The organism is Pseudomonas sp. WC1 (assembly GCF_050586565.1).
Lineage (GTDB): Bacteria > Pseudomonadota > Gammaproteobacteria > Pseudomonadales > Pseudomonadaceae > Aquipseudomonas.
On the sequence record NZ_JBOBDQ010000006.1, the window covers coordinates 130,123 to 143,483 of the forward strand.

General features: G+C 66.0%; 5 protein-coding genes. 3 read left to right on the forward strand and 2 right to left on the reverse strand.

Annotated elements, in window-relative coordinates:
* Positions 1-108: 108 nt before the first annotated feature.
* Both ACQ4OD_RS04635 and ACQ4OD_RS04640 read left to right on the forward strand, forming a co-directional pair.
* Positions 109-8,424: an Ig-like domain-containing protein gene (locus ACQ4OD_RS04635; protein WP_430943948.1), complete on the forward strand. Its 8,316-nt coding sequence runs from the start codon at positions 109-111 to the stop codon at positions 8,422-8,424.
* 63 nt (positions 8,425-8,487) lie between these two features.
* Entirely contained in the window at positions 8,488-9,984 is a 1,497-nt protein-coding gene (locus tag ACQ4OD_RS04640) for a TolC family protein (protein WP_038707307.1), read from the forward strand.
* A gap of 32 nt (positions 9,985-10,016) precedes the next feature.
* On the opposite strand, the gene cysC is transcribed toward ACQ4OD_RS04640, so the two are convergent.
* Together cysC and ACQ4OD_RS04650 are read right to left on the reverse strand one after the other, a co-directional pair.
* Complete coding sequence (gene cysC / locus ACQ4OD_RS04645) at positions 10,017-10,592, reverse strand: adenylyl-sulfate kinase (protein ID WP_139668373.1); 576 nt, start codon at positions 10,590-10,592, stop codon at positions 10,017-10,019.
* Positions 10,593-10,679: 87 nt separating this feature from the next.
* The gene (locus ACQ4OD_RS04650) at positions 10,680-11,552 is read right to left on the reverse strand and encodes a LysR family transcriptional regulator (protein ID WP_139668375.1); all 873 of its coding nucleotides are present in this window, start codon (positions 11,550-11,552) and stop codon (positions 10,680-10,682) included.
* 151 nt (positions 11,553-11,703) lie between these two features.
* On the opposite strand from ACQ4OD_RS04650, the gene ACQ4OD_RS04655 reads away from it, so the two are divergent.
* The gene (locus tag ACQ4OD_RS04655) at positions 11,704-13,260 is read left to right on the forward strand and encodes an MFS transporter (RefSeq protein ID WP_139668377.1); all 1,557 of its coding nucleotides are present in this window, start codon (positions 11,704-11,706) and stop codon (positions 13,258-13,260) included.
* The last annotated feature ends 101 nt before the right edge of the window (positions 13,261-13,361 follow it).

Sequence of the window (13,361 nt, forward strand, 5' to 3'; positions counted from 1 at the left end):
GCGCGCATCGGCGCCCCGTCGTCCGTTCAGGATTACCAGACAAGGACAGGCCGCCCTCATCTGCAGGGACGGCAAGCATAAGCAGCCGCAGGGCTGAGCGAGGGCATCATGGCATTCTGGAAACGCGGTAAAGACACCCACACACCCAACGTTTCCGCGAGCCGGCCCAGCCTTATCCAGGCCCTGGAACCGCGCATGATGTTCGACGCCTCGGTGGGCGTGGTCGCCGATCAGGGGGCTCAGGCAGTCGAAGCCGCCGCAGCCGCAACCGGAGGCAAGGACACCAGCGCCGCCAGTGATGCGGCCAGTACCCGCGATAACACCGCCCACGAACCGGCCCATCAGGCGGCACCGGCCACCGCGCCGATCTCCCAGGCTCCGGGCAATCATGAAGTGGTATTCGTCGACTCTGCGGTAAGTGATTACCAGAAACTCATCGCCGGCCTGCCTGCCGGGGTCGAGGTGGTGGTGCTGGACAACGGCAAGGATGGCTTCAAGCAGATCGCCGACTATCTCAATGGCCGTAGCGACGTGACTTCGGTCGATATCATCAGCCATGGCGACAGCGGCTATGTGTACCTGGCCGGCAATGCCATCTGGGCCAACCAACTGGCCAGCCATGGAACCGACCTGGCGCGCATCGGCGCCAGCCTGGCCCCGGGCGGCGATATCCGCTTCTTTGCTTGCAACACCGGCGCCGGCAGTGATGGCCAGATGTTCGTCAACGAGGTGGCGCGGCTCAGCGGTGCCGACGTGGGCGCCTCGGCCGACTCGACTGGCAACCGCGCTGGCGAGGACTGGGAACTGGAGACCATTTCCGGCGCGGTGGCCACTGGCGTGGGGGTGCAGCGCGGCGACCTGTCGGCATTCAATACCTCGCTGGCGACCATCACCGTCACCAGCAGCAATGCGTCACTCATCGCCAACGATGGTCAGGTATCCCTGGCCGAAGCCATCCAGGCCGCGAACACCGACACTTCGGTAGATGGCTCCGCCGCGGGCAGCGGCAACGACATCATCGTGTTCCACCAGAACCTGAAAGGCGGGACCATTCGCTGGTCGTCGGCCACGGCGCTGGCGGTGACCAGCAACATCACCATCAACGGTGATGTCGACGGCGACGGCAAGGGCGACATCATCCTCAGTGGCGACGTCAACAGCAACAACATCCGCGATGCTGGCGAGGCCTCGGGCCTGCAAAGCAACGGCGGCGGTGTGCTGACGGTGCGCAACCTGGACATGCGGCATTTCTCCGGCAACATCACCGGTGGGGCCATCCGCGCCAATGGCGGTTCGATCACCGTCGAGGATTCCAACTTCCAGGACAACGCCGGCACCGTGATCAACTCGGCGACCACCCTAGGCTCCACGGTGGTGGTACGCAACACCACGATCCATGACAACAATGCGAGCATCATCGGCGCCACCGGCATGTCGTCGCTGGTACGCCTGGGCGGCGCCAACAACCACGTCCTGGAAAACGTGGCGATCTACAACAACAGTGGGACCTACGCCGCCACTGCTACGGTCGCTGGCGCCTCGGTCATCGTGCTGAGCAATACCGGTGGCTCGGTCAGCATCGTCAACAGCACCATCGCCAACAACACCTACCTCAACACCAGCAGTGGCACCATCAACTCCGCCGGCCTGGGGTGGGCCACTGGCGGCGCCGGCACGGTGACGGTGCTCAACAGCATCATCAGTGGCAACACGGTCAATGGCGCTGCCCTTGATGCCGCCACCAACAGCGGCAGTGGCGGTGGCTACACCAGCACCACCAACCTGATCGGCACCCCGGTCAACTTCGTCAATGCCGCCGGCGGCGATTACCGCCTGGCCAGCACTGCCAGCAACGCCATTGACCAGGGCACCCAGGCGGGCGCGCCGGCCACCGACCTGCGCGGCTTCGACCGGCCCCGTGGCGGCGGTGTCGATATTGGTGCCTACGAGGTGCTGTACTCGGCGCCGCCGCTGGTCGACCTGGACACCAGCACCGGTGGTAACGACAGCACCGTCAATTTCGCCGGCTCCCCGGTGGTGATCGTGCCGAACATCAACATCAGCCAATCCGACGGCGATACCCAGGTCAGTGGGGCTACCCTGACCCTGGGTGGTGTGCTTGATGGCGGCAGCGAGACCCTGTCGCTCAACGCCGGGCAGATCGCCACGGCGGCCAGTTACGGCATCACCATCAGCGGCTCGGGCAGCGCGGTGCTGTCGCTCAGTGGTGTGGCCACCCTGGCCCAGTATCGTGCGGTACTTGCCACAGTGACCTATGGCAACGCCGCAGGGGCCTACACCAGCGGCACCCGTAGTGTGACCGTCAGTATCAATGACGACATGGGCAGTACTACCCGCACCGCTTCGGTGGTGGTCCAGCCACTCAATGCCGCGCCGGTGATCGGCAACCTCAACGGTGACAGCCAGACCTTCACCCAAGGCAGTGGCGCCGTGCTGCTCGACAGCGGCAGCAACGCCACGGTCACCGACAGCGACTCGGCCGACTTTGCCGGGGGTAACCTGACCGTGGCGGTCAGCGCCAACGGCGTCGCCAGCGAAGATGTGCTGGGCATCCGCCACCAGGGCAATGGCGCCGGGCAGATCGGCGTCAGCGGCAGCACGGTGAGCTACGGCGGAGTGGCCATCGGCACGTATACCGGCGGCACGGGCGGCGCCAACCTGGTGCTGACGTTCAACGGCAATGCCACGGCCGCAGCAGTCCAGGCGGTGGTGCGCAACCTCACCTACGACAACAGCAATGCCGCCAACAGCATCGGCCAGGCCACCCGCACCCTGTCGGTCACCGTCAACGATGGCGATGGCGCCACCTCCAGCGCGGCTTCGGTCACGGTGGCCATTCACGAGACGGTTCCGCCCACCGCCACCATCACCCTCAGCGACACGGCCCTGAAAGTGGGCGAGACCGCGACGGTGACCATCACCTTCAGCGAGGTGGTGAGCGGTTTCTCCAATGCCGACCTGACGGTGGCCAACGGCACCCTGAGCGCGGTGTCCAGCAGCGATGGCGGCAAAACCTGGACCGCCACCTTCACCCCGACCAACAGCATCACCAACGCCAGCAACGTCATCACCCTGAACAACGCCGGTGTCACCGACCTGGCCGGCAACGCTGGCGTAGGCACCACCAATTCGGCCAACTACAGCATCGACACACAGCGCCCGACGGCGACCATCGTGGTGGCCGACAGCAACCTGAGCATCGGTGAGACGTCCCAGGTGACCATCACGTTCAGCGAGGCCGTGACTGGCTTCACCAATGCCGACCTGACGGTGGCCAACGGCACGCTCAGCGCCGTATCCAGCAGCGACGGCGGGATCACCTGGACCGCGACGTTCACCCCGACCAACGCCATCAGCGACGCGACCAACCTCATCACCCTGGACAACACCGGGGTGAGCGATGCCGCTGGCAACGCCGGCAGCGGCACCACCAACTCGAACAACTACGCCATCGACACCCAGCGCCCGACGGCGACCATCGTGGTGGCCGACAGCAGCCTGCGCATCGGTGAAACGTCCCAGGTGACCATCACCTTCAGCGAGGCCGTGACCGGTTTCACCAATGCCGACCTGACGGTGGCCAACGGCACTCTGAGCGCCGTCTCCAGCAGCGACGGCGGGATCACCTGGACCGCGACGTTCACTCCGACCAGCGCCATAACCGATGCGACCAATGTCATCACCCTGGACAACACCGGAGTGGTCGATGCCGCTGGCAACGTCGGCAGTGGCACCACCGACTCGAACAACTACGCCATCGACACCGTGCGCCCGACCGCGACCATCGTGGTGGCCAACCCCACCCTGGCCATCGGCCAGACGTCGCTGGTGACGTTCACCTTCAGCGAGGCCGTGAGCGGTTTCAGCAATGCCGACGTGACGGTGGCCAACGGCAACTTGAGCGCGGTGTCCAGCAGCGACGGCGGGAACACCTGGACGGCCACCTTCACCCCGTCAAGCAACATCACTGACACCACCAACCTCATCACCCTGGACAACAGCGGGGTGGCCGATCTGGCCGGCAACGCCGGTAGCGGCACGACCGACTCGAACAACTACGCCGTCGACACCCAGCGCCCGACGGCCACCATCGTGGTCGCCGACAACAATCTCACCGTCGGCGAGACCACCACGGTGACCATTACCTTCAGCGAGGCTGTAACCGGCTTCACCCTCGCCGATCTGACGGTGGCGAACGGCAACTTGAGTGGGCTTTCCAGCAGTGATGGCGGCATCACCTGGACGGCGACGTTCACCCCTTCGGTAAACGTGCAGGACGCCACCAACGTGATTGCCCTGAGCAACAGCGGGGTGGCCGACCTTGCCGGTAACGCGGGCAGCGGTACCACCAACTCCAACAACTACGGCGTCAGCACCATGCAACCCACGGCCACCGTGGTGGTAAGCGATGCGGCGCTGCGCATCGGTGAAACCTCACTGGTAACCATCACGTTCAGCGAGGCGGTGAGCGGATTCACCAACGCGGACCTGACCGTGGCCAACGGCACCCTGAGCGCGGTCTCCAGCGCCGACGGCGGCATCACCTGGACGGCCACCTTCACCCCGACCGGCAACATCACCGACAGCACCAACCTGATCACCCTCGACAACAGCGGCGTGGTCGGCCAGAGCAGCGGCAATGCCGGTACCGGCAGTACCGACTCGAACAACTATGCCGTCGACACCCAACGCCCGACCGCGACCATCGTGGTGGCCGACAGCAACCTGGCCATCGGCCAGACGTCACTGGTGACCATAACCTTCAGCGAGGCGGTGACCGGCTTCAGCAACGCCGACCTGACTATCGCCAATGGCACCCTGGGTGCGGTGAGCAGCAGCGATGGTGGCATCACCTGGACCGCAACCCTGACCCCGGCCGCCGGCATCACCGACACCAGCAACCTGATTACCCTGGACAACAGCGGCGTTACGGACATCGCGGGCAATGCCGGCACTGGCAGCACCGACTCGAACAACTACGCCGTCGACAGCCAGCCCCCGACCGCCACCATCGTGATAGCCGATCCCACCCTGAGCGCGGGCGAAACCACCATGGTGACCTTTACCTTCAGCGAGGCGGTGACCGGCTTCAGCAACGCCGACCTGACGATGGCCAACGGCACCCTGAGCGCCGTGAGCAGCAGCGACGGCGGCATCACCTGGACCGCGACCTTCACCCCGAACGCCGGGGTGCGCGACCTCAGCAACCTGATCACCTTGAACAACACCGGTATCAGCGACCTGGCCGGCAACGCTGGCGTCGGCACCACCTCGTCGGCCAACTACACGGTCGACACCGTGGTCCCCACGGCCACCATCGTGGTCGCCGACAATGCCTTGCGGGTCGGCGAAACGTCGCTGGTGACCATCACCTTCAGCGAGGCGGTGACTGGCTTCAGCAATGCCGACCTGACCTTGGCCAATGGCACCTTGAGCGCCGTGTCCAGCAGCGATGGCGGCATTACCTGGACTGCGACCTTCACCCCCACCAGCAACATCACCGACAGCAGCAACCTGATCACCCTCGACAACAGCGGCGTGGTGGGCGCGAGCAGTGGCAATGCCGGGGTCGGCACCACCGACTCGAACAACTACGCCATCGACACCCAGCGCCCGACCGCAACCATCGTGGTGGCCGACAGCAGCCTCGCGATTGGCGAGACGTCGCTGGTGACCATCACCTTCAGCGAGGCGGTAAGCGGTTTCACCACCGCCGACCTGGCCGTGGCCAACGGCACCCTGAGCGGGCTGAGCAGCAGCGATGGCGGTATCACCTGGACCGCGACCCTGACGCCGACCGCCGGCATCACCGACACCTCCAACGTGATCACCCTGGACAACAGCGGGGTGACGGACACCGCCGGCAACGCCGGTTCCGGCACCACCGACTCGAACAACTACGCCGTCGACAGTCAGCGGCCAACCGCCACCATCGTCATGGCCGACAGCGATCTGCGCGTCGGTGAAACCTCGTTGGTGACCATCACGTTCAGCGAGGCGGTATCGGGCTTCACCAACGCTGACCTGAACTTGCCCAATGGCACCCTGGGCACGCTGTCCAGCGTCGACGGCGGTATCACCTGGACCGCCATCTTCACGCCGAGCAACGGCGTGCAGGACGCTACTAACCTGATCGTACTGAACAACACGGGCTACACCGACCTGGCCGGCAACAGCGGAACCGGCACGACTTCATCGGCTAACTACACGGTCAACACCGTCGTCCCCACCGCCACCGTCGTGGTTGCCGATACGGCCCTGCGTGCGGGCGAATCAAGCCTGGTGACCATCACTTTCAGCGAGGCGGTGAGCGGCTTCACCCTGGCCGACCTGACTGTGGCCAACGGCACCTTGAGCGGGTTGAGCAGCAGCGATGGCGGCATCACCTGGACCGCGACCCTGACACCTGGCAACGGGGTCGAGGACACCAGCAACCTGATCACCCTGGACAACAGCGGCGTGGTCGCGGCGTCTTCCGGTAACACCGGCGTGGGCAGTACCGATTCCAACAACTATGCCATCGATACCCGCGTTCCCAGCGTGACCAGCGTCGGTGGCCCAGCGGGGGTTTCCTACAATGCTGGCGACGCGCTGGTGTTCGTGGTCAACGCCAGCGAAGCGGTCCAGGTCACCGGGGCGCCGCGCCTGGCTCTGGACATCGGTGGGCACACGGTGTTTGCCGAACTGGTGGCGGGCGCCGGCACCTCGACCCTGGTGTTCCAGTACATCGTCCAGGCCGGTGACAACGACGCTGACGGCATCACCGTGACCGGCCTTGCCGCCAATGGTGCGACCCTTGTCGACGCCGCGGGCAATGCCATGGACCTGACCCTGAATGGCGTGGCCGATACCCACCAGGTGCTGGTCGATACCCAGGCGCCGAGCGCGGTCGGCATCGTCACCCTCGACCCGTCGCCGAGCAACGCCCAGAGCGTGCGCTTCACCGTGACCTTCAACGAGCAGGTCAATGGTGTCGACCTCAGCGATTTCAGCCTGGTCGGCACCGGCTCGGCCAGCGGCACGCTCAGCGGCCTGCAAGCGCTGGGCGGTGGCGTCTATGTCATCACCGTCAGCGGTGTGCACGGCACCGGCACCCTGGGCCTGAACCTCAATGGCAGTGCCACGGGTATCACTGATGTGGCCGGTAACGCACTGGTCGGTGGCCTGACCGGCGCCACATACAACATCGACCGCGACGCCCCCACGGTGGGCAGTGTCGGCGTGCCGGTCGGCGTCCCCTATAACACGGGCGATGTGCTCACCTTCGTGATCAACACCAGCGAGGCGGTGATGGTCGACGGCGTGCCGCAGCTTGCCCTGGATGTCGGCGGGCGCACGGTTTACGCCGATTTTGTGGCCGGTTCAGGCACGCCGACGCTGGTGTTTCAGTACCAGATCCAGGCCGGCGACAACGATGCCGATGGCATCCAGGTGCTTGGCCTGTCGGCCAATGGCGCGAGCCTGCACGATGCGGCCGGCAATCAACTGACACCGGGGCTGAACAATATTGGCGATAGCCACGGGGTCATCGTCGACAGCACGCCACCTGGCGTGGTCTCGATCGTAGCGAATCCGTCGCCGACGCCGGGCAGCCAGTCCTTCACCGTTACTTTCAGCGAAGACGTCAGCGGGGTCGACCTGGGCGACTTCGAACTGCTGGCCAGTGGCAACGCCAGTGGCACGCTGCAGTCGCTGGTACGCCTCGACGGCCATACCTGGCAGGTCAATGTCGCAGGCGTGGCGGGCAGTGGTGGCCTGGCCCTTGGGGTCAAGGCCAGTGGCACCGGCATTCGCGATGGCGCAGGCAACGTCCTGGCCGGCGGCTTCGCCGGGCAAAGCGTGACATTGCAGTCGACCGACGGTGATCCGGAATTCCGCGCTTACCCACCGGCGCGCCCGGGCCAGGCCAGCCCAGGCACGCCGGTGGTGATCGCACCGTTGCCGGTAACGGCACCGTTCCAGTCGCCGCTGCTGCCACAGCCGCTGTTCGAGGTGCCGACAGCGGGCGGCGGGCTGCCGACCTTGGGCAATCTGTTCATCCAGAACGGTGCGCTGGCGCCGAGCTACCTGGCCCAGGTGTTCGCCGGCCAGCACTCTGACAGCGGTATCGGCAATGGTTCGGGGGCCGGTTTCCTCGGCTTTGGTGGTGGTGACGCCAACGTGTTCGGGGCCAGCAGCCTGGCCAACATCTTCGACAAGACGCTGCCGGATGACGGTGGCCAGTATGAACTGAGCGGTGGCAAGCCATTCCGCCAGGGGGCAGAGGCAGGGGCGGGCAAGGGCCTGACCGGGGCGCCGACCCTCGGGCAGCAGTTGCAGGCCTTCCAGGAGGGGGAGCAACGCCAGGCCAGGCAACTGGCGCAGGCGTTGGGGCAGGTCGAGGTACCCGTGCCGCAGGCCTGAGCCGGCGCACGCGAGCAATCCAATTAGAAGAAAAGCAGTGCCGTACCAAGGGGGCGGACAGGGATGAGCAGAGCATCGAGGATTTTTGCGGTAAGCGTACTGGCACTGGCGGTAACAGGGTGCGCGGTCAAGACCCAACCCATCGACCGCAGTGTCAGCGAGCAGCGGGCGCGGGCGGACCTTGCCAGCATGTTCAAGGGCCAAGAGGCCTTGCACGGGCCGCTGACCCTGCACCAGGCCATGGCTCGTGCGGTCAAGTACAACCTGGAGGCACGCCTCAAGATCATGGAAGAAGCCCTGGCCCAGCGCCAGGTCGACCTGGCCACCTTCGACATGCTGCCGCGCATGGCCCTGTCGGCCGGTTACGCCGGGCGCAGCAACGTCAGCGCATCAAGCAGCCAAAGCGTGCTGACCAATACCCAGTCCCTGGAGCCATCGACCTCCCAGGACCGCGACCGCGACGTGGCCGACCTGACCATGGTGTGGAACGTGCTCGACTTCGGTGTCAGCTATGTCAGCGCCAAGCAACAGGGCGATCAGCGCCTGATCGTCCAGGAGCGCCGGCGCAAGGTGGTGCAGACCATCATCCAGGACGTACGCTCGGCCTACTGGCGGGCGGTCGCCGCCGAGCGCTTGCTCAAGCAGATCGACGCGCTGATGGTGCGGGTCGAGCAGGCCCGGGACAACAGCCAGCGCATGGGGGACCAGCGCATCGGCGACCCGATCCAGGCGCTCAACTACCAGCGCTCATTGATCGAGGCCACCCGCCAGTTGGAGGAACAGCGCCGTGCGCTGTCGCTGGCCAAGACCGAACTGGGTGCGCTGATCAACCTGCCGCCGGGTAGCGAGCTGACCCTCGCCGCCACCGACGATTACAGCGTGCCGGAGCTCAAGGTGGGCCTCGAAGCGCTGGAGCAGCAGGCCCTGGCCACGCGCCCCGAGTTGCGCGAGCAGGACTACCAGGCCCGCATCAGCGCCGCCGAGGTGCGCAAGTCGATGCTGCGCATGTTGCCGGGGTTGGAGTTTTCGGCGGGCGGGCACTACGACAGCAACAGCTTCCTGACCAACCAGCACTGGGCCGATTATGGCGTCAAGGTCACCTGGAACCTGTTCAACGTGCTGTCGGGGCCGGCGTCCATCGACGTCGCCAAGGCTGGCGAGCAGGTGGTGGAGGCACGCCGCCAGGCGATGTCGATGGCCATCCTGGCCCAGCTCTATGTGGCCAATGCCAACTACAACGAAGCTCGTCGCCAGTTCGCCACCAGCCAGCAACTGGTCGCCCTTGACCAGCAGATCGTCGAGCAACTGCGCAATCGCCATCAGGCGCAGGGCATTGGCGAGCTGGAGCTGATCCAGGGGGAACTGAATGCGCTGCAGGCCGACCTGCGCCGCGACCTGGCCTATGCCGAGCTGCGCAATAGCTATGGCCAGGTGTTCGCCAGCGCCGGGCTCGACCCGTTGCCACAGACCCTGCCGTCCGGCGAACTCGCCGACATTGCCCAGGCCCTGGGCAACAACGAGGCACGCTGGCAGCGTGGCGATATCGCCCCGGGCAGTTGAGTGCAACCAGCAGGCGCGGGGTCAGCCCGCGCCTACTGCGTTTGGTGCAGTACCCGCTGCTGTACGTACGCCAGCAGTTGCGCCGTTGCTATCGGCAGCGGCACTTGTGCCGTCTCCACCACCAGCTCCGGGCGCTCCGGCACCTCGTACGGCGCATTGATCCCGGTGAAGGCAGGCAGCTCCCCCGCCCGGGCGCGGCGATACAGGCCCTTGGGGTCGCGGGCCTCGCAGGTGGCCAGGTCGGCCTTGACGTACACTTCGTGGAAGCCCGCCTTGCAGGCCTGGCGCGCGGCGGCGCGCCCCGCGTGATAGGGCGAGATCAACGCGGCGATGCAGATCAGCCCGGCATCGGCGAACAGCGCCGCCACCTCACCCGTGCGGCGGATGTTTTCATGGCGATCCTGGGGTGAGAAACCCAGGTCGGCATTCAGCCCTGTGCGCAGTACATCACCGTCGAGCACGTAGCAGCCATGCCCCAGCTCATCGAGCTGCCGGGCCAGGGCCTGGGCCAATGTCGACTTGCCCGCGCCCGACAGGCCGGTGAGCCAGATTACCGCGCCAGGGCGGGCACGTGCCGGTGGACGTTCATCGCTTCCTGCATGATGCACCTTGGGCGTCTCCGAAAGGGGGAGTGCCCGAGTGTACTGCGCCGCGTGGCGGGATGTCAGTGGCCTGGAAACGGCCACGGTGGGTGTTCAGTCGATTCCTCTGCGTACGCCTTCTATATAGCGCAGCACCGCAGGTGACTTCTCGAAGCGGCGGTGCACCAGGCTCAGCCATGAGCTCGCCTGGCTGTCGGCGATGGGCCGGTAGTTGACCTGCGGGAGGCTGATGCGCTGGACCACCGACGCGGGTACCACGGCCACGCCCTGGCCTAGTGAAACCAGGGTGAGCACTGCCACCAGGCTACCCGGCTGCGGCCCCAGGCGCGGCGTGAAGCCGCCCTGGCCGGCGATTGCCAGGGTGCCGGAGATCTGCTCAGGCAAGATGAACGTTTCGTCGGCTAGCCGCGCGGCGGGGATTGTCTTGAGCTCATTGAGGCGCGAGCTGGCCGGCAGCGCCAGGACGAAGCCCTCCTGATGCAGGGCGATAGCCGTCAGGGTCTGCGGCAGCTCCATGGGCGAGCGCAGGTAGGCGAGGTCGAGCTGGCCATCGTGGACCAAGGCGGGGAGCTCGAGCATGGGCACCTCGCGAATGTTCAGGCGCACCCCGGGGTAGTCTTCGACAAATCGGCTCACTTGTTGCTGCAGGGTGCCCGAGTAGGCTGCCGATGCGACGTAGCCCAGCTCTATCCAACCACTGTCGCCGCGGCCTGCGCGCTGTGCACCCAATTGCGCTGCGTCGAACTGCTGTACGGCCTGTTCAGCCTCGGTGAGCAACGCCTGGCCTGCGGCGGTGAGGCTCACCTCGCGCTGGCTGCGTTCGAACAGCCGCACGCCCAGCTCACGCTCCATGTCCTGGATCTGCCGGCTCAGGGTCGGCGGGGCGATGCCCAGTTGCTCGGCGGCGCGGGTGAAGTGGCCGTGGCGGGCGACGGCAAGGAAGTAGCGGAAGTGACGTATCTCCATGGGGCCTCGTTAGCCAGGCGCTAATGACGCGGGACGTGCTGGCTAACAAGCCGGGCGCCCTGCGGCGTTATGGTTGAGGCAACACTACAAGGCTGGCGTCGTGGCGGTAAAGCGGCGACGACCTGCCTGCTCTCTATGACGGAGCCTTGCCATGCCTGCAGCCGCCTCACCACGCTTCACCCTGTTCACCGCCTCGGCGGTGTGCGCCGTGATCATCCTCGACACCAACATCGTTGCGGTCAGCCTGCCCAGCATTGCCCGCGATCTGTCCGGCTCGTTCAGCGACATCGAATGGGTGGTCAGTGCGTATTTGCTGGCGTTCGCTGCCTGCCTGCTACCCGCTGGCAGCCTGGCCGACCGTTTCGGCAGGCGGCGCATGCTGCTGCTCGGCCTGGCGCTGTTCGGCGCGGCCTCGCTGGCGTGCGGCGCCGCGCCGAGCCTGTTGTTCCTTGATCTGGCCCGCGCAGCCAAGGGCATCGGTGCCGCGTTGTTGCTGACTGCCGCACTGGCCGCCATCGGCAACCGTTTCCATGCGCCGCAGGAACGCATGCGGGCCTGGGCCTTCTGGGGCGCCTGCATGGGCGCGACCATCACCTTCGCGCCGCTGCTCGGTGGGCTGATCGCCAGTACCTTGGGCTGGCGCTGGATCTTCTATATCAACCTGCCGCTGGTGATCGTGCTGGCGGTCATGGTCGTACGCAGTATCGAGGAGTCCCGCGACGGTTCGGCGGCGCGGTTCGATCCACTGGGCAGCCTGACTTTCGCCGGTGGCCTGGGCTACCTGATCTGGGCCTTGATCGATGCCAATCGGGTCGGTTGGGACAGTGCTCCCACACTGGGGCGTCTGCTGATCGCCGCGTTCCTGCTTGGCCTGTTCGTGATGGTCGAGCGCAGCCAGGCGCGGCCGATGGTCGACCCCGGCCTGATGCGCAGCGGGCGCTTCATCGGTGCCTTGCTGGGGATGTTTGCCTATGCCGCCTGTGCGCAGGTGATGATGACTTTGCTGCCGTTGTACCTGCAGGGCGGTTTGCAGCTCTCGGCCCTGGCCGCGGGTGCGGGCATGCTGCCGTTCGCCGTGGCCATGCTGCTCACGCCTCGGCTGGGCATGCGCATGGCTGCGCGCCTGTCGCCGGCCCAGGTATTCGCATTGGGGTTGGCCCTGGTCGGGGTGGGCAACCTGGCCTGCGCCTGGGCCACCGGCCAAGGTGGCTATGCCGCGTTCGCCCTGGCCAGTGTCGTGCTGGGCGCCGGAGCCGGGCTGCTCAATGGCGATACGCAGAAGAACATCATGGCCTGCGTACCGCGTGAGCGCACCGGTATGGCTTCGGGGCTGAGCACCACCACGCGCTTTGGGGCCATCGTCCTCGCCATAGGTATTCTCGGCGGCATCCTTGCGGCGCGCAGTGGGCAACTGCTGCGCGATGCCCTGGCGATCCAGGCACCCGAGGCGTTGGGTGTGGCGGGGGAGATGGCTACGCGGGTGGCGGCGGGGGATCTGCAGGCCGCGTTGGCGTTGCTCGATCCAAGGCTGAGAGAGGTGGCGGCACCACTGGCGCGCCAGGCGCTCATCGGTGGCTTCGAGGCGGTGCTGTGCAGTGCCGGTGTCGCGGCGCTGATCTTTGCGGTGCTGGTGGGAATATTGCTGAACAAGCCCTTGCCGACCGGGGAGGCTCTTCAGCAGGCAGCACCGGACATTGCAAATATATGAAATTAACGGTTGACGGAGTTTCAGATCCCCTTATAATGCGCCCCACTTCCAGCGACATCGGAACGAAAAACTCCTTGAATATCAATGAGTTGATCGATCAT

Excerpts from the sequence above, each read along its gene's own strand:
- ACQ4OD_RS04635 (WP_430943948.1), top strand. The coding sequence starts at position 109 with ATGGCATTCTGGAAACGCGGTAAAGACACCCACACACCCAACGTTTCC.
- ACQ4OD_RS04640 (WP_038707307.1), top strand. The coding sequence starts at position 8,488 with ATGAGCAGAGCATCGAGGATTTTTGCGGTAAGCGTACTGGCACTGGCG.
- ACQ4OD_RS04650 (WP_139668375.1), bottom strand. The coding sequence starts at position 11,552 with ATGGAGATACGTCACTTCCGCTACTTCCTTGCCGTCGCCCGCCACGGC.
- ACQ4OD_RS04655 (WP_139668377.1), top strand. The coding sequence starts at position 11,704 with ATGCCTGCAGCCGCCTCACCACGCTTCACCCTGTTCACCGCCTCGGCG.